We start from the raw sequence: 25,708 nt of genomic DNA on the forward strand, positions 1-25,708 counted from the left end.
GCCAGTAACGTAACTCTGTGGATTCGATTTTTTTCCACGTAAAAAAACTCCTTTCTGCGAGAAGCAAAAGGAGGCGCGACTGAAAAAGACAGAAAAACCCAACCACAAATAAACGTAGTTGGGTGCAATAATCGGTCAAAATTTCAAGACATTTCCCTGCGCCAGTCCTAACTGTTTCAGGTTCCATGGGTATAATCTCAGCTAATAGCACCCCAAATGTTTCTCTTTAATTGGCTTTAGTATAGCATAGTTTTTTGGAAGCGACTACTAAAATTGCCAAAGAGTTTTCCCACAAAAACAGAAAAAACATCATGCCCAAAAAGTTCGATTTTTTGGGCATGACGTTTTTCATACTCTCGTTTGTCTTATTTTTTAGAATCCTGGCATTCCTTTAGTGTATTTACCTAAAGTTGCTTCGGTTTCTTTTTCAATTTTTACTAACGCATCGTTGACAGCCATAATGACTAAATCTTGTAACATATCAACGTCTTCAGGATCAACCACGTCTTCTTTAATGGTCAAATCTTTCATTGTGCGATCACCAGTAAAGGTCGCTGTCACAAGTTGATTGGTTGCTTCACCGATAAATTCTTTTTCATTTAGCGCTTCTTGCGCTTTGGCCATTTCTTTTTGCATTTTTTGTACTTGTTTCATCATGCCTTGCATGTTGCCCATTCCTCGCATCATAATTCCTCTACTCCTTCGTATTAATCATCTAGTACTTCGACAAGCTCTTCACCAAACATAGCGATTGCTTCATCTACTACTGGATTTTCTTGTGAATGTTCATTTGTTACAGGCGGTTCGTCCGCTAGACGAGCCATTTCATTTTCAGGTTCAGAATGATTCAAACTGCCCTGATTTTGGTTAATAAAACTTTGTCTTAGTTTTGGCCAGCTTTCTCTAGTAATGCAGACCATCTCTGGTGTATAGTCCATCAAACGGCTTAAATTATTATTGAAAGCTAACTGCATCTCTTCATCGTCTGTTGCACGAGCACAAACAATCTCATAGTCAAATGCCACCACGATCCCCTTAGGACTCGCTGCGACAGGTTCACTAGCCTTTAGCATCGCTCGTTGAGTCACAGATAATGTTTGCAGTAAGTCTTCCCAAACATTTTTCACATTCATTAAATGTGTTCTAGTCGCTTCGTTTAAGACTTGATATACCCGTTCTGTGGGTACACGGAACGAACTTTTTGGCGCTTGTGGTCGTGCTTGTTGACGTGGAGCATCTGCTTCTTTAGCAGCTACACCGTGTTTCTTTAATTCAGCCAGTTCTTTCTTCAGTTGCCCGATTTGATTTTGTAAATCTGCTAATTCTGGATTTCCCTCTGCACTACCACCTTGATTAGTTGTTTCTGGCGTGTTGTGTTTATTAGATTGCACCGTTTTAGCTAATTTGACAGTGGCTACTTCCAGATAGATATTCGCATTGTTGGTAAAGCGGATCTCATTTTGTGTGTCACTTAAAATTTGGATTAGTTGATATATTTTTTCAGCAGGTGTTTGTGTAGCTAGTTCCTTAAATGCTTCTGTCAAAGTTCCTGCTTTTTCTGCTAATAACTTCGGTGCTTGCTGATACATCAGCAAATCTCGACAATATAATAACAAATCTTCTAAGAAACGGCGCGCTTCTTTGCCTTCGCCTAAAATACTTTCCAAGCCTTCTAATGCTCGTTCAACATCACCGGCGACACAACACTGAATATAATGATCCATCATTTCATAGGTTAGGCTGCCTGTCACTTGCATTGCATCTTCCAGTGTTACTTTTTCATCACTAAATGAAATCGTTTGATCCAAGATACTCAAGGCATCTCGCATCCCACCTTCCGCAGCACGCCCAATCACATAAAGGGCTTGTTCCTCATAATCGAGAGCCATTTCCTGCATGATATGGGCCATATGATCGACGATATCTTGCGTACTAATTCGCTTAAAATCAAAGCGTTGCGTCCGTGAGATAATCGTTAACGGAATCTTGTGTGGTTCAGTCGTTGCTAAGATAAAAATAACATTTTGTGGCGGTTCTTCCAAGGTTTTTAAAAGTGCATTGAACGCGCCTGTTGATAGCATATGAACTTCATCAATAATATAAACTTTGTACTCGGCTTGCGTCGGTGCATACTTTGCTTTATCACGAATATCACGGATTTCTTCCACGCCATTATTACTCGCTGCATCAATTTCAATGACATCATTTAAACGACCTTCCGTAATGGCTACACAGGTTTCACAAACATTACAAGGTTCACCATCTTGACTATGTTTACAGTTAATCGCTTTAGCGAAAATTTTTGCGGCACTGGTTTTACCTGTACCACGAGGGCCAGTAAATAAATAGGCATGAGATGTTTTCTTTTGCACTATCGCATTTTTCAGTGTCTGAGTAATTGCTTTTTGTCCTACTACGTCATCGAAACGTTGTGAACGCCAGACCCGATAAAGTGCTTGATAAGCCATTTTTTACCCTCCCTTATTTTTCATTCTTATCTATTATACGTGATTTTTAGTCATTCGGCATCTTTTTTCTTTTAATGAGTCACTGGCGCAACCATTGCTAAAAAAGCCGCTTTTCCTTCACTTGTTTCTGCAAACGCACTGGCTTCTTTTAGTCGCTGTTGATACGCTGAAGCGACCGTTTCAAGCGCCTGCGTTTTCTGGTTGCTCCAAGTCATTAAACCTTGGACTTCTGCTAACGTTAACGAAGGCTTTGCTTGAGGTCGACTAAAAATTAGGTCCATGACATATAAAAGTTCTTTTCGTCGTGCAACGATTTGTATCTCATCCGTTGGCAGTTTCAGCGTTTGCCATTGCTCAAAAATATCATTTGCGGCTTGGGCAACTTCTGACGCATTCGGTCCCTCTAAGCGAAATGTCGCAACTGGCCAATTCACCATTCCTGCGTTGATTAAAGGATAGTTAGCTAACTCAACATATTCTGAAATGCTCGCTTCGGCTAATGGAAATTGTTGCAAACCCGTTTGATAATAGACATGCTCATTTTGTTCAAAGACAGCATCAATCCCAGCAAAATAATGAGGAAAGACCTCAACAATTTTCAACAATTGCTGAAAAGTCTTAACTGAACGTTTCGCTGCCTGATGTTTTTCAAACGCAATCACACCTTGTTGCTGATATTGTGCCTGTTTTACAAAGGAAAACCCCCAGCTTTCGCCATCTAAGTTCATTCGAATCACTCGATGGTTCGTAGTCGCAGGAAATTGCTGACTTCCCTGGTAGCCTTCTGTTGCCATGCACCATTCACAGCGGGGATATCTTTGTGCAGAGAGCGTTGCTTTTGGCGCCTCACTGTGGACCTTATTTGCTAAAAAATCACCATAGACTGTTGAAAAAACAACAGGTTCTTCCTGTTCAATGACCGTACCGTTTTTTTGACAAAGTTGGTAAAAATACTCGGTAGCCTCTTGTGGCTCTTTGGCATAATGTTGTGCAAAAAAAGCATTAACCACAGAAGGTGGCGGTGTCAACAAATCCATCAATTGCACCACGAACTGTTCTTTTTGTTGCTCTGTTTTTACAAGTTGATTGGCACTCGCAATTTGACACAATTGTTCCGCCAAATCAGCGGCGGGTGTTGCCACAGGCCGTATGTCTACTTCGCCTAATTCTTGTTCACCAATCATTGATAATAAACGGTTCTGAAGATATAAGCGATCCAATTCCATCCAACCACCTGCTTGAATAGCAAGTGTGGTAAAATCGGCAATCATTTGACTCGTGGTCATCGATTCATTCCTCCTATTACTTTTCTTGATATCCATGTGGATGAGCTTGGTGCCATTGCCAAGCGGTGGCGATAATGTCCTTGACCTCAGTTACTTCTGGTTGCCAGCCTAAAACTCGTTTGGCTTTTTCACTAGAAGCAATTAATGTACTAGGATCCCCTGCTCGGCGTGGGGCGATTGTCGCAGGGATTTCTTGACCTGTTACTTCGCGAGCAGCATCTAACATTTCTTTAACAGAATAGCCGTTGTTGCTACCAAGGTTAAAGACGTCACTTTCGCCGCCATTTTTCAAGTATTCTAAAGCCAAAATATGTGCTGCAATCAAGTCTTCAATATAAACATAATCTCGAATGCACGTGCCATCGGGTGTATCATAATCATCCCCAAAAATACTTAGCTCTGCTCGTTGGCCTAATGCCACTTGTAAAATAATTGGCACAATATGCGTTTCTGGCGTGTGATCCTCACCAATTGAGGCATCTTTTTTTGCTCCCGCAACATTAAAATAACGCAAAGCAACATATTTCATTCCATAAGCGTTGTCGCACCATTTCATGATTTTTTCCATCATTAATTTACTTTCCCCATACGGGTTTTTAGGATTCGTTGGGGTTTCTTCTGTAATAGGCATTGCTTTTGGTTCGCCATAAGTGGCCGCTGTGGAAGAAAAAACAATATGTTTCACTCCAAATTCTTGCATGACTTCCAAGGCAATTTGAGTGCCGTGAACATTGTTATTGAAATACATTAACGGTTTCTCCACGGATTCTCCTACTAAAGAATTGGCCGCAAAGTGCAACACCCCTTCAATTGATTCCTTTTCAAAGACACTACGTAAAAAAGCTTTATCACGAATATCGCCTTCATAGAAAGTCGCTTGTTCATGAACTGCTGAACGATGTCCCGTTAATAAATTATCAACAACCACAACGGCATACCCTTTTGAAATTAATTGATCGACGGCATGTGAGCCAATGTAGCCTGCGCCACCTAATACTAAAATAGACATAAATACGCTCCTTTTTCTCTCTAATTTCTTTTTCTATTGTACCATTAAATAAGGTTTACTTCTGAATTATTTCATTTTGTAAACAGGATTTAATTTGGCCATTTCTCCTTATTCATTTTTCCTATAAAAATACAGAAAAGACTTGGTAAATTTTAACAAATCTCTAAATTAGTCGTAGAGTTTATGAAAAATCATTGTAACTATTGGATTTTTTTGCTTTTTTCCGTCATAATAGAAACAAATACAATTTGAAAGAAGGAATGAACGATGAAAAAATTTGTATCAGGTATGTTAGTCGGTACTGCTATCACAGTTGCTGCTTTAGCCGGTGTGGCTACAACTATTAAAAAAACAGTCATTGATCCAATTGAAGAAAAAGAAGATATGATTGAAGAAAACCGTAAAAAAGCGATGCGTAAACGTATTGCACGTTAAAAAATAGCTGTGACGTTGAGATAAAAAATCTAACGCCAAGAAATCAACAGGAGCGCTTCTGGCTCGGTTGATTCTCTTAAGCATAACAAGTGGTCATCCATCAAAGCGATGGATGACCACTTGTTATGCTTTCTTTTTTACCAAAGGAGCTGACTATTTTTCTTAACTATTAAAAATAGTGGCAGCAATCCGATCCATATCGCGCATATTCCAAGGATCCACACCAGGACGAGCTGCAGCGGCTGTTAACCAATGAATCCCTTCTGTTGGAATACCACAACTAAAAAGGCCTGTCGCCACCTGTCCATCTTTTGTGATGACTTGATTCGTGGCAGGCACAATCAAGAGTGCACCTGTTTTGACTATTTGACCATCAGCTAATGCCAGTTGATGGAGCGTAGCTAGCTTATCGGCTAACAACTGCCTCGTTAAAGGATTCAAACTTTTTTCATTATTAACTTTGGGAATGCGTGCTTCAATTAAAAAGTGACTATTATACCGATTTTCCGGAAACAAATTAGCATAAGTAATAAATTGACCCGCTTTCATTTCGACACGCATTTCTGGCCCCAGAATCGTGACTAATCCCAGTTCAACTAACGCCTGTAGCTCTTCTGTTCTTTCAACAGAAGGTCCCACTGACAAAAAGGTATTCAACGGGGTAAACCAATGCCACAACCACTTTTGACTCTCGTCATTCGTTAATAACCCTTCATCCAAAACAAAGCGAATCTGATCTCTTAAATCTTTTAAACTGTCTAAAGCAGTGGTCAAAGGACCGCTAAGATTGCCTTTCTCTGCTTCTTGAATATCCCATTTTAAATACTCTAGTAAAAACGAACGAAAACGTTCATGAGTGGTTTTCTTTGTTTCAGGATGTTCTAACACTTGCCAATCAAACCAATCTTGTTTTTCAAAGTGGGCTAAGCTTTTCGGCGCTCCCTTGGTTTGAATAAACAGCTGTTGAAAGGCCTCTTTAGAAAGATGCGGATATTTTTCTTCGATTAAGCAAGTGTAATACACATATTCCACTTCTTTTTTTAAATACCCAAAAAACTCTGCGCCTGTAACCTGTCCTTTTTTACGACATTCAGCTAAATACGTTTCGGTTAAAAAAACAGGCTGATAGGTTTCCCCGTAGCCTTTTTGATTAATCCCTCGAGGATGAGAAGGAAAACCGCGACCAGAACCAGCAATAATAATAGGCTCTCTTCCAGAAGGTTCATAACGTAAGCGGCCATTTTGACGAGAAAAAACACCCCCGCGGCCAATCGTCAAGGCAGATAAATAGTCAAAAAATGCCAAACCTAAGCCTTTTAACACAACAGGTTGTTTTGCGGGTATATTGGCAAGTGCCAATAAAGCATCCGCCGCATTTTTAGGGGAAGAATAAAACAAACGATGCTCCTTGGCGTAGTCCGCAAGCTCTTGTTCAACAGTCGTTAATTCATTTTCTTGGTGACCCATGGCTAAAATTACTTTGTCTGCCGTAAACTCAATGGATTGGGTGTACACATAATAGTTATCCTCTCCTGCCCGTACAGCAGTTACTGGCTCTTTAAAAAACGTCAGCGATGTTTGTTCGTTACATCGCGTGGCTAAATACGTATAAAACCATTTTTGGTACATGCCATAAAAAGCCCTCGAGCAGTGATCATTCGGTCCAAGGCGATGACATTCTTTCAACAACTCAAGATAATTATAGGGTTGTTGCTGTTGAATGTACTGCGCAGCTTCTGTTTGGGTCCATTCATAGAGAGTGGGTCCCTTGATAATTTGTCCTTCGCCACTAAAAGATTCATCTGTAAATAAAGTGACTTGACTAATCACGGTGTTCATTAATAAATAATTAGGTTGCTCTGCTCGCCAAATTTTCCCACCTGGACCGTATGGATCAAACAACGTGAGCTGAATATTTATTTCCGTTTTACGAGCCCATTCAATGACTCGTTCTGCAGCTGATAAGCCTCTGGGTCCAGCACCTACAATTGCAATTTTCATCCAATCACCTACTCTATTTTTCTAATAATTCTTTTAAGACAACCGCTTGATTATGCACTGTATCTTTCGCCCCATAGACCAGCGTGACTACTGGCTGATTTTTTACAATTGTCTGTAACTGCTTAAACGCTGTGGCAGTTGGCTCATGTTTCAATTCTTCTTGGTATTTTTGTTTAAACTCAGGATATTTATTTGCTTCATGATTAAACCATTTCCGTAGCTCTGTACTTGGGGCCACTTCTTTGAGCCATTCATCTAACTTTTCAGATTCCTTGGATTTTCCTCGTGGCCAAACACGGTCAACTAAAACACGGTAGCCATCTTGCTCTGTCGGTGCTTCATATGCTCGCTTGATTTGAATCATCTGCCTTCACCTCTTCTCTTTATTGTAGCTCAAAAAGTGAGGACTGACAAAAAAGAAAGTAAGTTCTTGTAATTAAAATACTAATAAATCAAGAATATCTTTATATTAGCAGTAAAAAGAAAAATTATTTTTTAACCATAAAAAAATTGATACTATTCTAAAAATGAGTCGAAGAGATACTAAATATGGCTTTTTGAAAAACCTTGTATCATTTTGTTAATATAACTGGTTCTATCATAAATTCTTATAATTAAACAACCATTGATTTCTACAGCAACAATTATTACAATTTAATTAAATAAAAAAAGGATGGATGAGTATTATGAAAAAATTTTTATCAGATTTACAAGTGTTGGTTTGTTGTCTTTGTTTTTTCCTCCTATTGTCACTTCTGCCGCTGAATTAAAACAATCACCACCAGATATTGATAGTGTGGAGACTTTTCTTGATAAAATGCAGGCAGATGAAAAAATTGCTGTTCTACCTGATGGTTCTATCGTTTCTGGAAATGGCATTGAAATTATAGATCCTGATACACAAAATGTAGTTGCTGTTGTAGAACCTGAAACATCCCCTTTATCTATTACAGTCGAAGAGTATCGAAACAAACAAAAATATTCACTTAACGAAGACTTAACTATTTCATTAATCAGACGAGGTTCACCTGCACCAAATAACAAAAATTATAATATAATGGTTCGTAAAGATACTTATCTTACTTCAAATTCCTTCAGTTCTCGCGGTTGGCGCTTTGCTGGTTATAACTATTTTCCGCAAAGCGGCACTGGAGCTTATCTTCTTTGGTATACATTTAAAGACTCTGCTATGATTGGTAGTATTTCAGAGGCACGAAATACGTATAGAACAGGTATCGCTCACGGAATTAGCGTCTACCCAGGTTCTCCTCGTTACCATACAGGTCCAGGCAATTTGACTACCTATTATACCTATAACCCAATTCCTGGTGCAAGCTATCTTGTTGCGAACTGGTAACTATAGAAAGGAGTATTGACATGAAAAAAAAGAACCTATACCCAGCGCTGATACTTTTTTTCCTAGTCAGTAGCATCGTGTGCTTATTTACTTTCAAACAAAATTTGCTGACAGTTAAAGCAGATGCTTTGTCAGCACAGCAAGCAGTAAAAACTGAAATTAACCCCACTATTCAAGCAGCATTGAAAGATGCAGAAAAACAAGAAAACCCTCTCGAAAAATGGAGTGAAATGGTGCAGTTAAGTTCAGCAGATGATACAACGATTTTATATGCTTTAGAAGGCTTCATTCATGGACAAGTTATTCAAGGCGAAGGCACACCAGATGAAATCGTCTATGATAGCGACACCGATCCTAACGCCACAACTTTAGGTGAAATTCGTCAAGCCATTCGAGAACATTACAATTTAAACGAATAAAAGAGACAGAACGTATTTATCATTAATGATAAATACGTTCTGTCTCTTTTATTAACTATTTCTCTTTTTCACTTTCCCAGTCCAGCCATCATAGCCGCCTTTTAAAATATAAATATCAGTATAGCCATTTTTGCGTAATAAATTAGCTGCTCGGATACTTAAAGCTTTCTTCTGATCATAAAGATAAACAGGTTGATCCTTACGAAGAGAACCAATTGTTGTTTTTAACATGCTGTATGGCATGCTGCGCGCCCCTAAAATATGCCCAGCATCAAATGTATCTTTCTCACGAACGTCAATCACTTGTGCTTTACGCATTGTTTCTTTAAATTCTTCTTCCGTCAGCATTTTTGCTGAACGTTTCACCATAATTTTCAAATATAATTCATTGAATACCATCGCTAGTACAATAACTAGCAAAATGCCATTGATTACCCATAAAATACTCATTCTAAAAAGCCCTCTCTATTTCTCTTTTGAAAATTGTAATGCTAGTGAAGCGGCACCAATCACGCCGGCCTCATTACCTAGCTCTGCTAATTTGATTTTTGTACTATTTCGAACTTGCGGGAAGGTAAATTCTTGGAAATATTTTTCGACACGACTACGTAAAAATTCTCCTGCTGCAGAAACACCTCCACCGATAACCACGCTATCTGGATTTAACGTGTTACCTAAGTTTCCTGTGGCTAAACCTAAATAGAAGCAAACACGATCCACAACCATTAAAGCAAAATGATCGCCTTTTTCGGCAAATTCAAAAACGTCTTTACTTGAAACATCTTGTCCATCATCAATCGCTTGTTTCAGTTCAGAGTCACCTGCAAACTCTTCTGATAAATGACGTGCAACACGAACGACACCAGTGGCACTAGAAACAGTTTCTAAACAGCCACGTTTCCCACAGGTACAGTCAAAACCGTTAGGATCAACCGTCACATGCCCAACTTCACCAGCACAGCCAGCAACACCGTGGAGTAATTCTCCTGCTGCAACAATGCCTCCGCCGACACCTGTTCCTAAAGTAATAAAAATCACGTCGGGATTGTTTTCCCCCGCGCCCTTCCAACGCTCACCTAAAGCGGCAACATTGGCATCATTATCTAAGGCAAACGGAATTCCTAAAGCAGATTCGATTTGTTCTTTGACAGGCTGTACAGTCGTCCAGTTTAAATTATAGGCACCTACAACAGTTCCTTTTTCAATGTCGACACTTCCTGGTGTTCCCATACCAATTCCCACAAAATCTTCTTTTTTCATATTATAAAGATCTATACGGTGACGAATACTTTCAATAATTGATGGCACAATGTGCTTGCCATCTTCTAAAATATTCGTTTCAATACTCCATTTTTGTTGAACAACGCCATCGGTTGTTAAAATAGCAAATTTGATGGTCGTTCCACCTAAATCAATCCCAATAATCTTCTTATCCATTTAGTCGATTCCTTTCTGCTTCCCTCTAGATTCTTCTATTCGATGCTCTCTTTGCAAAATATGCCGGGCCTGTAAATACGTATCTCGGTCTACCAATTGACCTTCATACAATTTTTTTAATTCAATCATCATTAACTCAATATCATAAATCCGTGCACCGACATAAATATACATCCCAAACTGTTTAAAAAGTTGTTGTACATCATATAACGTTTCCATACGAAAACACTTCCTTATTATACAGGTAAACCGTATTTTTTAAAACCCAATAACAGACAAATTACGACAAGAAAAATAAAAATTAACGTGGCCATAATTCGCTCGTGCTTATTAAATGCTTCTTCACGATTTGGAACAGCAAAAGCCGTCGCGACTAATAGTCCACCGATTAGACCGCCAACATGACCCATCATATCTACAGAGCTACTAAACAAGTTAAATAACAAATTAATCACAATAAACATTGAATAGCGTTGCACCATATACATAATCGCTGGATTGTCTCTAAAATGGCGTCCTAAAATAACAAATGCGCCGAACAAACCAAAAAGCGCTGTACTAGCACCCGCTGAGACACTGTTGGGTGTCCCAAAGGCAAAACTGGCGATATTTCCAGCAATCCCACTCAATAAATAAATTCCCAAATAGCGCCAATGCCCATAAATTGCCTCAACCTGTGCGCCGATATAATAAAGAGTAACCATATTCAAAATAATATGCATAAATCCAATGTGAAGAAACATTGGCGTGATAAACCGCCAGTATTCATGATTTTGAGCTACCAGTGGACGAACCATTGCTCCCCAATTAACTAAGTTTAAAATATTTTCTGATCCTCCAGTTAATTCCAATCCAAGGAAAACAATGATTGAAATACCTAAAAGGGCATACGTAATGAACGGCTGATTTTTTAGCCGTTTCAATTTCATTTCTGTTTGATAATTCATTCCATTCCTCCTATTGTATAAATAATTGTTCGATTGGCTGATCAAACGCTTCTGGTTGCCATTGCTCATGGAGTTGTTCACTAAAAACTAAACTACATGAATGGCCCGAAAAATGTTCCAAATAACGATCATAAAAACCACCGCCGAAGCCTATTCGATAGCCAGCACGATTGAAAACAATCCCTGGCACAATCAATAAATCAATCGCTGTAGCTGTTATTTCTGCCGCTGTTAACGGAGGTTCTTCCACGCCAAATGCACTGGTATCATAAACCGTCTCTGGAAAGACTTGATAAAAGTGCATTTTGCCTCCTTTAAATGTTCGCGGCACCGCCACTTGCTTGCTCTCTTGCATGGCCCGTTCGAAAATTGGCTGTGTTGATAATTCTAGCGGTAACGACCGAATCATTCCGATCGTTTGTGCTTGTTGCCATTGCTGACTAGCAAACAACTGTTCATAGAGACTTGATTCTTTATGTTGTTTAATTTCTGGATGTTGTTTTAGCCATTCCAGGGCAGTTAAGCCCACTTTTCTCAACTTGTTTTTCTCCATGTACACCTTCAACCCCTTTTCTGTTAAGTTTATAGAAAGTGTTCTTAAAAAACAAGCTGATTCCCCTTTTCTCTTTGAAAAATCCCTTTATTTTTCTAACGTTTTTGACGCTTCTTTAAAAAAGTCAACAACCAAATCCATTGTTTCTCCTTTCACTAAATGCCGCTCACCGATTTCCGTTATAAATTGCGTATTTCTCGCATACGTTTTCCCAGACACTAATTGTTCAAAATCAGCCATGTCTTCATAGGGAATTTTTTCATCTTCCGTTCCATGCCAAAACAGCATCGGTCGTTCTTGTAGTCTTTCTGGCGTTTGTGATAAATCGTATTGATGCACCCAACTTAGCAACAGTGGCAAGTCTTTAGGTACAAAAATAGCAAATTCTTTCGCCCGTTGAATCACTCGCTGAATATAGCGCGCCGGATAGGGTGTTCCCATTAAGCAAGCAGCAGCTTGAATCTCAGGATGTTGGGTCATAAGAGCGCTGGTAGTAATACCGCCCATGGATACACCACCCACGCCAATCCAATTTTCTTTAATCAACCCTAATTTATGAAAATGATGGATAATTACTGGAAATTCAATTAAATTATATTGAATGCTACTCCAAAATGTAATCGAAGGAATCGTGGAAATAGGTCCTGTTTTTCTTTCTCCATGGTTCATGGCATCTGGTAAAATGACCCGAAACCCCTCGTGTGCTAATTTTCTTGCTTGTGTTAAAGATAATTCTTTAGCTGATTGCCAACCATGATAGTAAACAATTAAAGGTAATGCTTCGTTTTTTTGCTCTTCTGTTGTCACTTCTAATGCTGGAATTTTTGCTATGTAGCGATGTCTAATACTGATTTTCATTCATGATTCCTCCATTATAAAATATCTTCTCTTATTTTACCGTTTTTTGATAAAACCTGCTCTTTATATGATTTATCAAAAAAATCACAAAATATGCGAATTCGCATTTTCCTATTTTATTACTTTCCGTTATAATCATTTTATTAAATACAAAGGGGTGTTTTTATGGTTAAAATTGAGGAAAAAGGTAAAGTAACATTTGGACAAGCTTTTAAAGATTATTTTCGTGGATATGTTGATTTTAAAGGTCGGACCACACGTGCTGGTTATTGGTGGATGACATTGGTATTAAGCATTTTAGCACTTATTTTTTATATTGCCATTGTCGGCAAAGCTGTGTCAGCAATTTTAGCAGCTGAATATTTTGAAACCTATGATTTTGGGAACTTATTACCGTTGATGCTTTTTGCACTTGTTTTATGGTTAGCTTTATTATTACCAACGTGGGCAATGTGTGTCCGTCGTTATCGTGATGCTGGGATGACAGGTTGGGGCGTGCTTGTTTTATATCTACTTTCTATTGCCTGTAGCTATACACAAGTTTTCTCTGTTATGTCAACACTGAAATATGATGTTCAAACAGATACTGTGATAACAGGTGGCAGTCCCGTCTTCTTATTTTTCACTCTTGTGATTAGTCTGTTTTTCTTCTTACTAACAGTCTTACCGACAGATAAACTAACAACAACTAGCCAAAATAGCGTCTTACGCTTCTTCTTCCGTTACAAAGAAGTGAAGTAAGGAAAAGTTTTAAGCCTTTCTTTTAAAAGAAGGGCTTTTTTCTTATTTTAAAATCTTTATGATAAAATAAGAACTAGTCTAGCTAAAAAAATGGAAGGAGAAAATATGGCTACTTTTAAACGGATTCTGAATCTAGAAAATTATATTTTTACTTTTTTTATTTTATTTGTCTTTTACGGCGCAATTAACTCTCCCTATTCGCTGGTAAAAATTCTTTGGGAAAAGCCTAAGCACTTGCTTGTTTTACTTCCTCTATTAATTATTCTATTGTTGATTATTTATAAAAACAAAAAATTTCTTTACACTAAGATTCAAGCGCTCTGGCACTTAATAAAAACCCATGATCGTGTGGTTATTATTGGTAGTTTGATCAGTTTATTTTTACTACAACTTTTACTCCTGACGCAGATTACTGTGCCGATTGGCTGGGATGTTTTTGACAACTTTCATAGTATTACCACTGAAAATAAGGATTATTCAAAAATCGTACTTTCTTTAAACCCCAATAACGAATTTTTCTTTTTCATGATGTATTACCTTAATAAATTTTTGCGTTTCATTGATGTAACAGGGAGCTGGAGCAATACTTGGTTTAGTTGGCAAGTGGTTAATTGCTTGTTTATTAATAGCAGTTTATTTCTCTTTTATCATGCCTCTAAGCGTGTCTTTAATCCATTAACGGCCTTCGTTGCTTACAGTTTATTTTTTCTTTCTTTCGGATTGTCTCCATGGTTACTCACGCCTTATACAGATACGGCCGTCTTATTGTTCATCAACCTAGTCTTTTTTGCATATAGCCTTTTTGACCAAGTTTCCCCTCCCTTCGTAAAATATTGTTTATTACTGTTTATTGGGATTGGCCTAGCTTGGTGTTTTTTAATGAAACCTTCGTCTATTATCTTTTTTATTGCATTTAGTTGTATCAAAGTGCTGCAACTTCTTTTAGTAAATCGGAACAAACAGTCTATCGTAAAATTAACCGTGGTTGCTCTCTTTTTACTGACTGGTTTCGCCAGCGCATATTATAGTTTTCAATTTTTTGTGGAAAAACAAACGATTACGGAAATCGATAAAGAACAAGCCAAACCTTGGACACTTTTTGTAATGATGGGTTTGACTGGAACTGGCGGTTACAATGATGCAGATACACAAGCAGTAAATCAGTTGCCTACACAAGAAGCCAAAAAAGCTTATACTATAAAAATGATTCAAGACCGTTTAAAAAATAAAGGATTCTTCGGTTATCTCCGTTTTCTGGCTCAAAAAAATCGTCATAATACTGCCAATGGTGATTTTGACTGGGGTTGGGATGGCGGTGATTTAATCCCAGAAACACCTTCTAAAAATCGTTGGCAAGAACACTTGCGGTCACTGTATTATCCGCAAAATCAAAAAAGTAACTATCTACGAATTTATATGCATTTTTTCTATTTACTCACATTACTAGGTCTATTGTTCAGTATCCCTCTAAAAGATTCAAAAAATAACTACGCGATTTTAAAATTAGCTTTCATTGGAGCTATTCTGTATTTATTGCTCTTTGAAGGCGGCCGCTCTCGCTATCTAATCCAGTTTATGCCGTTTTGGTACTTGTTATCAGCGAGTGGTTGGCTGGGATTGAGAGAGATTCGAAGATACAAAAAAATAGTAAAATAGAAAAGAGGATTGAGTTAAAAATGAAAAAAAGTTTGCTGGGGTTGATTGTTTTTTTATCCTTACTGACCCTTACTTCTTGCAGAAATAAAGTGACCACAAAAGAGCTGATGGCAAACGAGTGGGCCGTAAACTCCAACGTTGATGAAGTAGTAATGATTGTATCATTCAGCGAAGATACCGCTACTTTCAAAATCAATACAGATGAACACACATCAACTGCAAAAAATGAGTTGGAAAAAGCAGGCGAAGAATTAGGTAAACAAATTGCAAATAAAATAGAATACAAAGTCAAATACCATCTAAAAAACAATCAAATTCGTTGGGAAAATGAAGGAAAAGAAGTAGCTTACAAGATAAAAAAAGAAAAGCAAGATCTACTTTTCACTCCTACTAAGACAAACAATTCTGATAACCAAACAAAACTAGTTTTGAAACCTTACACAAAGAAAAGTATTGATTCTTCTACTCAAAAAGATAAAACGGAAGAAACCAGCTCTAATTATCAAAACGTCTCATCTGAAACAAACCAATCTACCTCTTCATCTACTACTAAAGAACCGCTACCACAAGTTAGCTTAGCTGATTTTATAGGCGGTTGGGGCATTCCTCAAAGTGATAACTTATTTTTTATAAATGCTGACGGAACACTCACTAGCATAACTCAATCGAATGTTCCTCTTCAAAATGTAAGTTTTTCTGTGGATGAGAATGGTAATCAAATAATGACGTTTCTTTTGAATAATACGCCCCGAACAGTAACGAAAAATAATGATGGTACTTTAACTGTTAATGGACAAATATACACTTATCTAGGTAATATTACGTTGGAACAATTAATTGAAAGAAATAATCAAACTCAACAAGTTTTTGAACAATCTGAACAGCAACCACCACAAAACTCTGATTCTCGTGAACAAATACAAAATTCTAAATCAGACCAACCTATATACGATACGGTACGAAGTGGTGAAGGTGGGCGACAGTTAGCCGAAAGAAATGGTTTAACCTTAGAAGAATTATTAGCATTAAATCCAGGCATTGAAACTTCTGTTTTTTATCCTGGTCAGTCATTACGAATTAAATAGAAATTTAGGTATACTAATAGATAATAGTCTATAAAAAAAGAAAAGTCCATGTGGGGACCACGGACTCAAAAAAGTATTTCGAGATTTAGTTTACAAAAATATTATAACAGAAATGAGGAGTTTTCAAATGAAAAAAATGTATTTGTTAAGCATAACATTAATATCTCTTGGTATTTTAGCAGGTTGTTCTAATAATGATTCTACTAAAGTGCAAAAACTAGAAACAACTATTTCTAGTCTAAAAAAAGAAAATGATTCTTTAAAAACAGGAAATACTGATGAAAATAAAAAAAGCCAGGAATCCAAAGTAGATTCCAAACAAAAAAAGGAAGAAAAAAAATATGGTTTAAATGAAGACGTTGATCTATATTCAAATTCTAAAAAAGTTGGAAAAATTAAACTTACGAAAGTTTCTACTAATCAATCTGCATTTCCAGATTATATGATTAATCTAGAAGATTATGATACTAGCAAAATGATGGCAGTGACTTTTGATTATACCAATATTGCTATGGAAGAACCCTTTTTACCCCACTCTAATTATTTCCAAGCATATTCTAAGGATGGAAAAGCTTTACAATCATTTAATCAGCAAAATGGTCAAGATTATGTTTCTCAAGGTAGAACTGGAACATCTACAATTTACTTTGGGATACCAGTTGATGGCAATAGTTTTGACGAAGTGGAACTAGACCTTGTACCTACTGGCTCAGCAAAAATTGCGACATTTGATATAGCAGTTGGTCATTGATTAATAGCATATATGGAATATACACAAAAATGTCTAAGGAGCCTAACATTCTTTCAAGAAAGAATGTTAGGCTCCTTTTATTCAGACAATTTCAGCCACTCCTTGTGATTGCAATAGGACATAGTTTTTACAAAGACAAAATGATAAAGCAAACCGTAAGCTAGCCCCAACATATTTAACAAAATTCTTAAGTAAAGACTTGTTTCTAGCCCAAATATCATAGAAGCTGCCATGATAGCACCAACACAATTAAAAATCGTTTTACTTTTATAAGATGTGCATAAGCCTAAACAAAGTCCTCCTAAAATACCAAGTAGGTTCGTTGGTATATAAAATAACAAGATAGCCGATACTAGAGAACCAATAACGACCCCTATTATTCGTTCTTTTGCTCGTTCAGACAATTTAAACGTCTCATACCCAGAAAATAATGACGAACTAGCAAATGTTGCCCACATAAAGCGGTCAATCTGAAGGTGCGTTCCTATAAAAAGTAATAAGCTAATGCCTAAAGCGTAATAACCAAACCAAATATTTCTTTGATTAAAAAAACCATTTTCTGTAACCATCTGTATAAAAGTAATCTCTTGATCCAACTTTTTATGTTTCACATGATAAACAAAAGCTAAAAGTAAATAGGCAAACACTAATACAAAGAAAGTTTGTTCTAATTGCTGAAACGATTGATAGTGAACCGTGCCAACTAAATATAAGTAGGAGAACGTATACAAGCCCGGATTACCCATTTTAGGGTTTTTACCAGTTAAGAAAAACAATGCCAGCAAGCAGATAAAATGAAGACCCCATTGTAAAAATGATACAGAAATCAGTGAAATTAGTGGACTAACACCTAGAATTGTTAACACGATTCCTAAACTAAGCAAGGCCTGTTTTTCCCTGTAGCCATATGAGACGAAACGGATACTCAACAGCAAACAAAATAATACAATTGAAAAAGGCGCTACAGCTTTTCCAAAGAAAAAAGTAATTGTCGACACCCATAAAATCGCAAACGAAACTAATAAAATATCTCTTATTAACAAGGCGCGCCAAAAATATCTCCGCTGTTTTTTAGTGTCCGCTTGATGAATTTTTTGTTTTAAAATAAATGGATCTAACTGCAATAATTGATAAAAAGTCACCTAAAATCATCTCCTAAAAATCGACTCTTCTCAATTCATTATTCCAACTTTTCCTTCTATGAAATTATAAGAAAAGTAGTTGTGACGAACATTTTACTACAACTTTTTTTCTGAATCAATACATGCTTTATTTCTTAATTCAATACCTCTCCCGATACGATTTGCTTACTTCATAAAAAATAAGCCTAGAAAAAATCAAAACGATTAATTCTAGACTCAAACTTAAATAACTGTTGAACAAAAGCTAGCGCTTTTTTACATAAACTTTTCCAACAGATCCATTTCTTTTTCTAATTCTTTTTCATCATACTTGTCATACTTACCAGCTTCGTGTGCAATTTTTTTAATCTCATGAATGGCTTTTTTTTCAACAATCCATTTCTTCATACTATGTTTTTTTGTATCCTCATCTAGCGAGTCCAACTCTTCTAAACTTGCATCCAATTTGTTCAAAACGTCGGCAATTTTTGCTAATGCTTGCGCTTCTTTTTCTTCATAGTTTGACATAATAGACACCTCTTCTTAAGTATTTTTCTACTTTAAGTGTACGTCTCTGTCGTTTTATTTGCAACTAATAACTCAACTGCTTCTCGGTACGGAGGATAAGGGATTCGAACCCTTGCACGATGTTACTCGCCTAACGGTTTTCGAGACCGTCCCCTTCAGCCAAACTTGGGTAATCCTCCCTCTACATTCCATCTACAAATGAACATGTAATGAATCAATAGATAAAAAGCCTAGACCCTTACACAACAAGGATTCTAGGCTCTGTCTAACTAAATTATTTAGTTTCACGGTGTAAAGTAACTTTTCTTTCACGTGGGCAATATTTTTGTTTTTCTAAACGATCAGGATTGTTACGTTTATTTTTATTTGTTAAGTAGTTACGTTCTTTACAAGAAGTACACTCTAAAGTAATGTTTACGCGCATGTTTTCCCCTCCTACTAATAATTGATCTTTCCAAGAGATTTCTTAGACTTGAATATCATACCATTTTTTTTGTCATTTGACTACCCTTTTGGGCAAATTTGTAAAGTAGTTCTACTTTACAAATTTTATTTTTTGTACATTTCCATATACGCTTCTAAAACTTCTTTGGCAATCGTTTGATTTGGTTTGGAAGATTCATCATTTAAGTGTGGTAAAACAACGCTAATTGCAATTTCAGGATTTTCGTACGGCGCATAAGCCACCAAGTTACTATTAACCGTTGTATGGTTTACTCCATTAGCATCTGTTGCTTGCGTTTCGGCGGTCCCTGTTTTAGCAGCAATCGAAAACTTGTCTGATTTTAAACCACGTGCAGTTGTAAAAGGACTAGTTCCATTTACTACATTATAGAAACCTTGTTGAAGAATTCCTATCTGGTCTTCAGAAATATTCACCTTATTCAAAACTTTTGGTTCAATTTCTTTTAAAATTTTTCCTAAAGCTCCATTTTCATCATTGCCATAGATTCCTTCTACCACATGGGGTTGCACGCGGATACCATTATTTGCGACAGTGGAAACGTACTGTGCTAATTGTAACGCGCTATAGGTATCATATTGCCCAAAAGATAGGTCAAGAAGATTACCACCTTGTGGCGCAGAAGACGAATCCTTAAAGTCCTTGTTTTGAATTCCTGTTGTTTCTCCTGGTATATCAATTCCAGTTTTCGTTCCCATACCATATTCTGCAAAAGCTTTTCTTAATTCTTTAAAGACAGTGTCATCTCCTACTTCATAAGGGAAAATCATATTGGGATAATAATTCACACCCATCATTTTAAAGACTAATTTCATCATATAAGCATTCGAAGAATATTCTAACGCTTGCTCCGCAGTTAATTGCATGGTTGTTCCGCCAGAAGCATTCCACCAAGAAGCTTTTGGATTACTACCTGCTAGTAAAATAGCTTCATCTGTTAAAACGTCATTGCCTTTAATGACGCCTGTTTCATAACCAGCTGTTAAAGTACCTGCTTTCACAACTGATCCAGGAACTTCAGAATTCAAAATAGGTGCTAAAGGATTAGGTGTGACTTCTCCAGTTGCTAAATCATGATGAAATCCGGACATCGCTAAAATAGCACCTGTTTGAGGGTTCATAGCAACGACATATGCATTTTCTGAGTATGGTCCAATGGTTTTGACTATTTGTGAATAGTTTCGTTGTAAAATTTCATCAACTTTGTTTTGGAAATTTGAATCAATCGTTAATTTTAAGTTGGAGCCTTTTTCCCCTTTGGAAATTGGGGTTTGTGAAACAATCTTTCCGTTATTGTCTAAAACGACTTCTGATTTTGCTTTTTTACCTTGTAGTACGTCTTCATATTGTTTTTCTAAATAGCTAGTCCCGACACGGTCATTTCGTGCATAGCCTTTTTTCAAATATTCATCGACTTCTTCGGCTGGCAATCCTTGTTTTTCAGTTGAAACGGTGCCCAACAGGCTACGTAATGCGCCACTTTGAGAATAATCACGCGTCCAATCAGTCCCTGTTGAAACACCAGATATTTCCGCTGTGTGTTCACCAATTGTCGCAATTTCACCTTCTGTTACCCCTTCATTCTTGATGAAGACCGTGTTCATTTGTGACGCTGCATTCATTCGTTTAAAAATCGTCACTGCTTGTAAGGTTCGGTCATCAAATGCAATTTCTTCAGGGGTGACTTTTTCAACTGCTTTGGCATATAATGTGCCTTCGTCCGTAATTTTGTTGCCTTTTTCATCTTCTTTATCTTGATCGGTTAAACGGCCTTGGGCTGCTTTTAAATTTTCAGGATTCGCTAACCAATAATCTTTTTTATCACGATCCGTTAAGTTTGGATCAACTGGAACGTTAATAAGTTCGTTAACTTTATTCGCAATCGGTAAAATATCTTTTCCTTCAATATTTTTTCCTCGTGTGTAAGTGATTGCTAAATTGGCTTTGTTAGAAACCAAGACTTTTCCTTGTGAATCATAAATTTGTCCTCGAGGGGATGGTGTCGTGATTTGTAGTGAAGAATTGGCAGTGATTTTTTTGTTAAACTCTTCTCCTTCTACAATCTGTAAATATCCTAAACGGACAATTAATGAAACAAATAAAGTGAATATCACAAAAAATAATAAGTTCAATCGAAAAGGAATATGTGGCTTTCTACCTCGTTGACTCTTTGCTGCGGCATCTGTTTTTTTTATTTTATCTATAAATGAGTTTTTCTTCATACCTCTAGTCCCTTCACTAAAAAGTTTCGCATTCTCATTGTAACAAAAAATAGTCAAAAAATCAGGATTATTCCCAGCTCTAAGGAAATATTTAATTATTTTGTTGTTGAAAAAAGTCAAAAGGACTTCTGAATTCAGAAGTCCTTTTGACTTTTTCTCTTTTTTTAACGGCTGTAATTGTGAACTTCAGCAGCCATGCTGTCAATGAAAATTGATAAATCTTCGACAGACGTTTCTTTGCTTCCATAACGACGGACGTTCACCGTTGCGTCTTCCATTTCTTTGTCCCCGACCACTAATTGATAAGGTACTTTTTGTGTTTGAGAGGCCCGAATTTTGTAGCCCATTTTTTCGTTACGATCATCGACTTCAACACGTAAGCCTTGTGCTTGTAAACGTTCTTTGATTTCATAAGCATACTCAGAATGCGCTTCTACAGAAACTGGGATAATAGTTGCTTGAATTGGTGCTAACCAAGTAGGGAAAGCGCCTTTGTAAACTTCTGTTAAGTAAGCCACAAATCGTTCCATTGTTGAGACAATACCACGGTGGATAACAACTGGGCGATGTGTATTTTCACCATCTTCGCCAACATAAGTTAAGTCAAAACGTTCTGGTAATAAGAAGTCTAATTGGATGGTTGATAATGTTTCTTCCATTCCTAAAGCTGTTTTTACTTGAACATCTAACTTCGGACCGTAAAAGGCAGCTTCGCCTTCTGCTTCAAAGTAATCTAATTCTAATTCATCCATGGCAGCTTTTAACATCGCTTGCGCTTTTTCCCACATCGCATCATCATCAAAATATTTGTCTGTGTTATTTGGATCACGATAGCTTAAGCGGAAACGATAATCCGTAATGTTAAAGTCAGCATAGACTGCCACCATTAACTCCAAAGTACGTTTAAATTCGTCTTTAATTTGGTCAGGACGAACAAAAGTATGGCCATCGTTTAAAGTCATTTCACGAACACGTTGTAACCCTGATAATGCGCCAGATTTTTCATAGCGGTGCATCATCCCTAATTCAGCGATTCGAATTGGCAATTCGCGGTAACTATGAATGTCATTTTTATAAACCATCATATGGTGTGGACAGTTCATTGGACGTAATACCAGCATTTCGCCATCACCCATATCCATTGGTGGAAACATATCTTCATGGTAATGATCCCAGTGACCAGATGTTTTGTATAATTCCACATCTGCCATAATTGGTGTATACACATGTTGGTAACCTAAGCTAATTTCTTTGTCCACAATATAACGTTCAATTGTACGACGAATGGTTGCGCCTTTTGGTAACCAGAAAGGTAACCCTGAACCAACTTCTTGTGAAACCATAAATAAATCTAATTCTTTTCCTAATTTACGGTGGTCACGTTCTTTGGCTTCCTCGCGCATTTTGATAAACTCTTTTAAATCTTTTTTATCGAAAAAGGCAGTGCCGTAAATTCGTTGCATCATATGGTTGTCAGAGTTTCCGCGCCAATAAGCACCAGCTACTGAAAGTAGTTTAAAGACTTGAATCCGTCCTGTTGAAGGGACGTGGACGCCACGACATAAATCGACAAAATCGCCTTGATCATAGACAGTGATGATTTCATCTTCTGGCAAATCTGTAATTAATTCAACTTTGTAAGGATCATCAGCGAATAATTCTAACGCTTCTGCACGTGAGATTTCTTTACGAACAATTGGGTTATTTTCCTTCACAATTTTCATCATTTCGGCTTCAATTGCAGGTAAATCTTCCGCTGTCACAGGGGATTCCCCATTATCTGTATCATAGTAGAACCCAGAATCAATCGCAGGACCTACGCCAAATTTAATGTTAGGGAAAAGACGGCGTAAGGCATTAGCCATTAAATGAGCTGCTGAATGACGTAAAATTCCTAAAGCATCTTCATGATCAGGTGTCACGATTTCAAGCGAACCATCTTCTACGATAGGACGATCTAAATCGATTAAAACACCATTGAATTTACCAGCTAAAGCTTTTTTGGCTAAACTGTTGCTAATACTTTTAGCAACATCAAATGTTGTAACCCCAGAATCAAACGGTTTAACAGCGCCATCTGGAAAAGTAATGTGAATAGACATAATAAAATTCTCTCCTTTTAATTTTTTTGATTTGAAGCGTTTCATTGTGTTCCTGTTTTTCACAATGAAACGAAACAGCCACCTGTTCCCCTTGTTAAAAAACAAAAAGTCCTAGTATTCTAACGAATACTAGGACGAAAATATCGTGGTTCCACCTAATTTTGAACACAAATAATCTGTGTTCCTCTAGCGTGTTAACGGTGCGACCGCCTTTGTTTCAACAAAGGTTTCGAAAGTGGTCATCCCTTGTGCCAATCTGGAAAATTTTCAGCCAAGATTTTCCTCTCTAATAGATCGCGGGCAAGTTCAGTTGTCTTTCTCATCAATCATTTATGCACTTATTTAACCACTTATTTTCAGAAAAAGCAAGTGATTCAACAGAAATTCTCTGAAAACTTATTTTTTCCATTCGCCGCCTTGTGCATAGCGGTCTTTTTTCAATTCATTGACAATCACATGGATATTCTCTTTTGGTGCACCAGCGTTTTTTGACACAGCTTCTGTAATATCTTTGACCATATTAGTTAACTGTTCTTCTGTTCGGCCTTCAATTAATTCTACATGTACAAATGGCATCTTCGTTCCCCCAATTTAAATTGCTTGTTCTGTTTGTATCATAGAGCGGGTTATGACGCTTGTCAATAAAAAATTGGAGACGTCAGTCGTTACGGTTGACGTCTCCAATTTTTACTTTTCAGATACACAGCTGGACCAAAGTACGGTCTTGCCTAATATCTCTTTTTATACTTCTTCGCCGTAATCTACAGGTTTATCAAATTCACCTGGTGCATCATCATAGATATGTCCGTAAATAATTACCGGCATTCCGTCATAGGATACATCAAAGATTTTTGAAACTTCTGTTCCTGGCGTATTGATACAGCCATTACTACCAGCATCGGTTTTAAAGGCTTCTTTATCGCCGTACTTATCCAATTTATGGTCGGAGTCATGAATCCCAATTTGTGTGACAACGCCCCCTTGACTTAATAACGGCATCCAATATTTTACTGGCACACTGTATCGAGAACCATCAAGCATTTGACCTTCTAAATTCACATCGGTTGTCCGATATAAAATTGTATGGAATCCTGGTACTGTTGCGGTTCCTTTGTTATATCTGCCAGTAATGACATCTGTGGTGACTATTTTTTTGCCATCAATGAAACAATACATTTTTTGATCTTTTAAATCAATTTCAATGTAATTATTGGCTATTTTACTATTTTCTTTGGTATCGCCAACCAACGGAGCAGTGATTGCATTCGTTGGTTCTTGGCTATTCAGCGCGTTTACTAGTAGTTCTTGCGTTTTGGCCCCATCAATCGACCAGCCATAACTTCCGTTGTTTTTAAAACGACGTGTCGTGCCGTGAACATCTGTAAATAAAACTGGTTGATTAGCAGAACCATATGTTGTTTCTAATTGTGTCACCCAAGTAGTTAGTTTTTCTTTGTTGATTGTGCCATCATCATTCAGCACGTTTTGAATTTGTGTTTTATCAAAGGCTACTTTTTCACCATTAATATCAACTGTAATTGTTTTATTTAACTTGTTATTGAGCGTTGTCAATGTTGCCTTTAACGTTTGATCCTCTTTTGTAATTTCAGGGGCTTTATAAAAATCTTTGGCATTGTATTGATAGTTGCCTTTTCCCGCTTCAACATCCGCAATAATCTGCTGATTTAAGCGCTGTGTGTCCACTACTGTGCCTTGTTCTTCAGGAACAATTTCAAAAGTGCCATTGCCTCGACGGATACTCGCATTTTTGCTTGGTTTCCCCTCTGGAAAACTTAAAGTCGCTAATTTGGCTTCTAGTTCTTTTTTGAATGCCTCGTTTAACGGTAGCTTCACCTTGCTACTGTGTAAATGGTCTTTTAAAAATTTTTGATCCAATTGGTATTTTTTAGGAAGTTGAATTTTTTCTTCTTTTGTCCCAGTTTGAACCACAACTTCTTCGGTTTGATTAACTTGCGCTAATTTTTCTTCTGCAGCATTTACATTTAACCAGCCTACAGAAACTCCATTTACTTTTGTGGTTGGTAAAAAGTGACTTTGAAAATAAACATAACTGCCCCCAGCAACCAGAGCTAGTCCAACCAAAGAAGTAATAATTACTTTCTTTTTATTATTTTTTCCTGATTTTTGACGACGTGTATTACGCATTTGCATTTCTTCTTTTTTCATTTGTTCATCCTTTATATCAATAATTTTAGGTTTATTTCTTAGAGACTAGGCAACAAACAACTGCGGTGATCTACAATCAAAA

26 protein-coding genes, 1 tRNA gene and 1 riboswitch are annotated in these 25,708 nt (G+C 37.1%); of the genes, 7 read left to right on the plus strand and 20 right to left on the minus strand.

What is annotated here, in order from left to right:
- Positions 1-136: 136 nt before the first annotated feature.
- A riboswitch (TPP riboswitch) is annotated at positions 137-225 on the minus strand.
- Between the two features lie 147 nt (positions 226-372).
- From IGJ63_RS10955 to galE, 4 genes are all read right to left on the minus strand, one after another.
- Positions 373-687 (minus strand): YbaB/EbfC family nucleoid-associated protein, encoded by a 315-nt coding sequence (locus IGJ63_RS10955; protein ID WP_002382484.1) that lies wholly within the window; start codon positions 685-687, stop codon positions 373-375.
- 20 nt (positions 688-707) lie between these two features.
- The gene (gene dnaX / locus IGJ63_RS10960) at positions 708-2,468 is read right to left on the minus strand and encodes a DNA polymerase III subunit gamma/tau (RefSeq protein WP_002376472.1); all 1,761 of its coding nucleotides are present in this window, start codon (positions 2,466-2,468) and stop codon (positions 708-710) included.
- Positions 2,469-2,539: 71 nt separating this feature from the next.
- The gene (locus IGJ63_RS10965; RefSeq protein WP_025191181.1) at positions 2,540-3,790 is read right to left on the minus strand and encodes a UDP-glucose--hexose-1-phosphate uridylyltransferase; all 1,251 of its coding nucleotides are present in this window, start codon (positions 3,788-3,790) and stop codon (positions 2,540-2,542) included.
- Positions 3,771-4,763: a UDP-glucose 4-epimerase GalE gene (galE, locus tag IGJ63_RS10970; RefSeq protein WP_002388439.1), complete on the minus strand. Its 993-nt coding sequence runs from the start codon at positions 4,761-4,763 to the stop codon at positions 3,771-3,773. Before galE ends, IGJ63_RS10965 begins: the two co-directional genes overlap by 20 nt.
- A gap of 267 nt (positions 4,764-5,030) precedes the next feature.
- On the opposite strand from galE, the gene IGJ63_RS10975 reads away from it, so the two are divergent.
- Entirely contained in the window at positions 5,031-5,198 is a 168-nt protein-coding gene (locus IGJ63_RS10975) for a DUF3042 family protein (RefSeq protein WP_002356337.1), read from the plus strand.
- Positions 5,199-5,360: 162 nt separating this feature from the next.
- Here the strand turns inward: IGJ63_RS10975 and IGJ63_RS10980 are convergent, their stop codons facing one another.
- Together IGJ63_RS10980 and IGJ63_RS10985 are read right to left on the minus strand one after the other, a co-directional pair.
- Complete coding sequence (locus tag IGJ63_RS10980; protein ID WP_438746469.1) at positions 5,361-7,199, minus strand: FAD/NAD(P)-binding protein; 1,839 nt, start codon at positions 7,197-7,199, stop codon at positions 5,361-5,363.
- A 13-nt stretch (positions 7,200-7,212) separates the two neighbouring features.
- Entirely contained in the window at positions 7,213-7,563 is a 351-nt protein-coding gene (locus IGJ63_RS10985; RefSeq protein WP_002362343.1) for a DUF488 domain-containing protein, read from the minus strand.
- 360 nt (positions 7,564-7,923) lie between these two features.
- Between IGJ63_RS10985 and IGJ63_RS10990 the strand changes: the two genes are divergently transcribed.
- Together IGJ63_RS10990 and IGJ63_RS10995 are read left to right on the plus strand one after the other, a co-directional pair.
- Positions 7,924-8,556, plus strand: a complete 633-nt coding sequence (locus tag IGJ63_RS10990) for a hypothetical protein (protein ID WP_229201184.1) — start codon at positions 7,924-7,926, stop codon at positions 8,554-8,556.
- A gap of 20 nt (positions 8,557-8,576) precedes the next feature.
- Complete coding sequence (locus IGJ63_RS10995) at positions 8,577-8,975, plus strand: hypothetical protein (RefSeq protein ID WP_002407937.1); 399 nt, start codon at positions 8,577-8,579, stop codon at positions 8,973-8,975.
- A 51-nt stretch (positions 8,976-9,026) separates the two neighbouring features.
- Here the strand turns inward: IGJ63_RS10995 and IGJ63_RS11000 are convergent, their stop codons facing one another.
- The 6 genes from IGJ63_RS11000 to IGJ63_RS11025 all read right to left on the minus strand — a co-directional run bounded on the left by IGJ63_RS11000 (position 9,027) and on the right by IGJ63_RS11025 (position 12,770).
- Positions 9,027-9,425, minus strand: coding sequence for a rhodanese-like domain-containing protein (locus tag IGJ63_RS11000; protein ID WP_002356334.1), 399 nt, complete (start codon positions 9,423-9,425; stop codon positions 9,027-9,029).
- Positions 9,426-9,440: 15 nt separating this feature from the next.
- On the minus strand, positions 9,441-10,412 hold the full coding sequence (locus IGJ63_RS11005; protein ID WP_002356333.1) for an ROK family glucokinase: 972 nt from the start codon (positions 10,410-10,412) through the stop codon (positions 9,441-9,443).
- Positions 10,413-10,631, minus strand: a complete 219-nt coding sequence (locus IGJ63_RS11010; protein WP_002356332.1) for a YqgQ family protein — start codon at positions 10,629-10,631, stop codon at positions 10,413-10,415.
- Positions 10,632-10,648: 17 nt separating this feature from the next.
- Positions 10,649-11,359 carry a rhomboid family intramembrane serine protease gene (locus IGJ63_RS11015; protein WP_002362481.1) on the minus strand — a complete coding sequence of 237 codons (711 nt, stop codon included), beginning with the start codon at positions 11,357-11,359 and terminating at the stop codon, positions 10,649-10,651.
- A 10-nt stretch (positions 11,360-11,369) separates the two neighbouring features.
- On the minus strand, positions 11,370-11,912 hold the full coding sequence (locus IGJ63_RS11020) for a 5-formyltetrahydrofolate cyclo-ligase (protein WP_002384041.1): 543 nt from the start codon (positions 11,910-11,912) through the stop codon (positions 11,370-11,372).
- Positions 11,913-11,999: 87 nt separating this feature from the next.
- A complete protein-coding gene (locus IGJ63_RS11025; protein WP_002356329.1) occupies positions 12,000-12,770 on the minus strand; it encodes an alpha/beta fold hydrolase in 771 nt (256 codons plus the stop codon).
- A gap of 165 nt (positions 12,771-12,935) precedes the next feature.
- Here IGJ63_RS11025 and IGJ63_RS11030 point away from each other — a divergent pair, with 165 nt between their 5' ends.
- From IGJ63_RS11030 to IGJ63_RS11045, 4 genes are all read left to right on the plus strand, one after another.
- Positions 12,936-13,511: a DUF805 domain-containing protein gene (locus IGJ63_RS11030; protein WP_002356327.1), complete on the plus strand. Its 576-nt coding sequence runs from the start codon at positions 12,936-12,938 to the stop codon at positions 13,509-13,511.
- A 90-nt stretch (positions 13,512-13,601) separates the two neighbouring features.
- On the plus strand, positions 13,602-15,167 hold the full coding sequence (locus IGJ63_RS11035) for a membrane protein (protein WP_002387214.1): 1,566 nt from the start codon (positions 13,602-13,604) through the stop codon (positions 15,165-15,167).
- A complete protein-coding gene (locus IGJ63_RS11040) occupies positions 15,119-16,252 on the plus strand; it encodes a DUF4950 domain-containing protein (RefSeq protein ID WP_002397478.1) in 1,134 nt (377 codons plus the stop codon). The genes IGJ63_RS11035 and IGJ63_RS11040 overlap by 49 nt, the downstream gene beginning before the upstream one ends.
- A 127-nt stretch (positions 16,253-16,379) precedes the next feature.
- Positions 16,380-17,003: a hypothetical protein gene (locus IGJ63_RS11045; RefSeq protein ID WP_010708907.1), complete on the plus strand. Its 624-nt coding sequence runs from the start codon at positions 16,380-16,382 to the stop codon at positions 17,001-17,003.
- Positions 17,004-17,080: 77 nt separating this feature from the next.
- Here IGJ63_RS11045 and IGJ63_RS11050 read toward each other — a convergent pair whose 3' ends face one another.
- From IGJ63_RS11050 to IGJ63_RS11085, 8 genes are all read right to left on the minus strand, one after another.
- On the minus strand, positions 17,081-18,145 hold the full coding sequence (locus tag IGJ63_RS11050) for an FUSC family protein (RefSeq protein WP_002397480.1): 1,065 nt from the start codon (positions 18,143-18,145) through the stop codon (positions 17,081-17,083).
- A 255-nt stretch (positions 18,146-18,400) separates the two neighbouring features.
- The gene (locus IGJ63_RS11055; RefSeq protein WP_010710688.1) at positions 18,401-18,652 is read right to left on the minus strand and encodes a hypothetical protein; all 252 of its coding nucleotides are present in this window, start codon (positions 18,650-18,652) and stop codon (positions 18,401-18,403) included.
- Positions 18,653-18,741: 89 nt separating this feature from the next.
- Positions 18,742-18,831: transfer RNA gene (locus tag IGJ63_RS11060), tRNA-Ser, on the minus strand.
- Positions 18,832-18,926: 95 nt separating this feature from the next.
- Positions 18,927-19,076: a 50S ribosomal protein L33 gene (gene rpmG, locus IGJ63_RS11065; protein ID WP_002356321.1), complete on the minus strand. Its 150-nt coding sequence runs from the start codon at positions 19,074-19,076 to the stop codon at positions 18,927-18,929.
- Positions 19,077-19,201: 125 nt separating this feature from the next.
- Complete coding sequence (locus IGJ63_RS11070) at positions 19,202-21,337, minus strand: peptidoglycan D,D-transpeptidase FtsI family protein (RefSeq protein WP_002362471.1); 2,136 nt, start codon at positions 21,335-21,337, stop codon at positions 19,202-19,204.
- A gap of 164 nt (positions 21,338-21,501) precedes the next feature.
- Positions 21,502-23,439, minus strand: a complete 1,938-nt coding sequence (thrS, locus tag IGJ63_RS11075) for a threonine--tRNA ligase (protein WP_202256289.1) — start codon at positions 23,437-23,439, stop codon at positions 21,502-21,504.
- A 396-nt stretch (positions 23,440-23,835) separates the two neighbouring features.
- On the minus strand, positions 23,836-24,015 hold the full coding sequence (locus tag IGJ63_RS11080) for a 2-hydroxymuconate tautomerase (protein ID WP_002356318.1): 180 nt from the start codon (positions 24,013-24,015) through the stop codon (positions 23,836-23,838).
- A gap of 165 nt (positions 24,016-24,180) precedes the next feature.
- Positions 24,181-25,626 (minus strand): L,D-transpeptidase family protein, encoded by a 1,446-nt coding sequence (locus tag IGJ63_RS11085; protein ID WP_010823145.1) that lies wholly within the window; start codon positions 25,624-25,626, stop codon positions 24,181-24,183.
- Positions 25,627-25,708 lie beyond the last annotated feature (82 nt).

The organism is Enterococcus sp. DIV1375a (assembly GCF_051712205.1).
In the GTDB taxonomy this organism is placed as follows: domain Bacteria; phylum Bacillota; class Bacilli; order Lactobacillales; family Enterococcaceae; genus Enterococcus; species Enterococcus faecalis.

What these genes read in the sequence shown, in the direction of transcription:
- IGJ63_RS10975 (WP_002356337.1), top strand. Translation starts at nt 5,031, where the DNA reads ATGAAAAAATTTGTATCAGGTATGTTAGTCGGTACTGCTATCACAGTT.
- IGJ63_RS10980 (WP_438746469.1), bottom strand. Translation starts at nt 7,199, where the DNA reads ATGAAAATTGCAATTGTAGGTGCTGGACCCAGAGGCTTATCAGCTGCA.
- IGJ63_RS11015 (WP_002362481.1), bottom strand. Translation starts at nt 11,359, where the DNA reads ATGAATTATCAAACAGAAATGAAATTGAAACGGCTAAAAAATCAGCCG.
- thrS (WP_202256289.1), bottom strand. Translation starts at nt 23,439, where the DNA reads ATGTCTATTCACATTACTTTTCCAGATGGCGCTGTTAAACCGTTTGAT.
- IGJ63_RS11005 (WP_002356333.1), bottom strand. Translation starts at nt 10,412, where the DNA reads ATGGATAAGAAGATTATTGGGATTGATTTAGGTGGAACGACCATCAAA.
- IGJ63_RS10995 (WP_002407937.1), top strand. Translation starts at nt 8,577, where the DNA reads ATGAAAAAAAAGAACCTATACCCAGCGCTGATACTTTTTTTCCTAGTC.
- IGJ63_RS11080 (WP_002356318.1), bottom strand. Translation starts at nt 24,015, where the DNA reads ATGCCATTTGTACATGTAGAATTAATTGAAGGCCGAACAGAAGAACAG.
- IGJ63_RS10985 (WP_002362343.1), bottom strand. Translation starts at nt 7,563, where the DNA reads ATGATTCAAATCAAGCGAGCATATGAAGCACCGACAGAGCAAGATGGC.
- IGJ63_RS11020 (WP_002384041.1), bottom strand. Translation starts at nt 11,912, where the DNA reads ATGGAGAAAAACAAGTTGAGAAAAGTGGGCTTAACTGCCCTGGAATGG.
- IGJ63_RS10965 (WP_025191181.1), bottom strand. Translation starts at nt 3,790, where the DNA reads ATGGATATCAAGAAAAGTAATAGGAGGAATGAATCGATGACCACGAGT.
- IGJ63_RS11045 (WP_010708907.1), top strand. Translation starts at nt 16,380, where the DNA reads ATGAAAAAAATGTATTTGTTAAGCATAACATTAATATCTCTTGGTATT.
- dnaX (WP_002376472.1), bottom strand. Translation starts at nt 2,468, where the DNA reads ATGGCTTATCAAGCACTTTATCGGGTCTGGCGTTCACAACGTTTCGAT.
- rpmG (WP_002356321.1), bottom strand. Translation starts at nt 19,076, where the DNA reads ATGCGCGTAAACATTACTTTAGAGTGTACTTCTTGTAAAGAACGTAAC.
- IGJ63_RS11025 (WP_002356329.1), bottom strand. Translation starts at nt 12,770, where the DNA reads ATGAAAATCAGTATTAGACATCGCTACATAGCAAAAATTCCAGCATTA.
- IGJ63_RS11055 (WP_010710688.1), bottom strand. Translation starts at nt 18,652, where the DNA reads ATGTCAAACTATGAAGAAAAAGAAGCGCAAGCATTAGCAAAAATTGCC.
- IGJ63_RS11010 (WP_002356332.1), bottom strand. Translation starts at nt 10,631, where the DNA reads ATGGAAACGTTATATGATGTACAACAACTTTTTAAACAGTTTGGGATG.
- IGJ63_RS11030 (WP_002356327.1), top strand. Translation starts at nt 12,936, where the DNA reads ATGGTTAAAATTGAGGAAAAAGGTAAAGTAACATTTGGACAAGCTTTT.
- IGJ63_RS11000 (WP_002356334.1), bottom strand. Translation starts at nt 9,425, where the DNA reads ATGAGTATTTTATGGGTAATCAATGGCATTTTGCTAGTTATTGTACTA.
- IGJ63_RS10955 (WP_002382484.1), bottom strand. Translation starts at nt 687, where the DNA reads ATGATGCGAGGAATGGGCAACATGCAAGGCATGATGAAACAAGTACAA.
- IGJ63_RS11035 (WP_002387214.1), top strand. Translation starts at nt 13,602, where the DNA reads ATGGAAGGAGAAAATATGGCTACTTTTAAACGGATTCTGAATCTAGAA.
- IGJ63_RS11070 (WP_002362471.1), bottom strand. Translation starts at nt 21,337, where the DNA reads ATGAAGAAAAACTCATTTATAGATAAAATAAAAAAAACAGATGCCGCA.
- IGJ63_RS11085 (WP_010823145.1), bottom strand. Translation starts at nt 25,626, where the DNA reads ATGAAAAAAGAAGAAATGCAAATGCGTAATACACGTCGTCAAAAATCA.
- galE (WP_002388439.1), bottom strand. Translation starts at nt 4,763, where the DNA reads ATGTCTATTTTAGTATTAGGTGGCGCAGGCTACATTGGCTCACATGCC.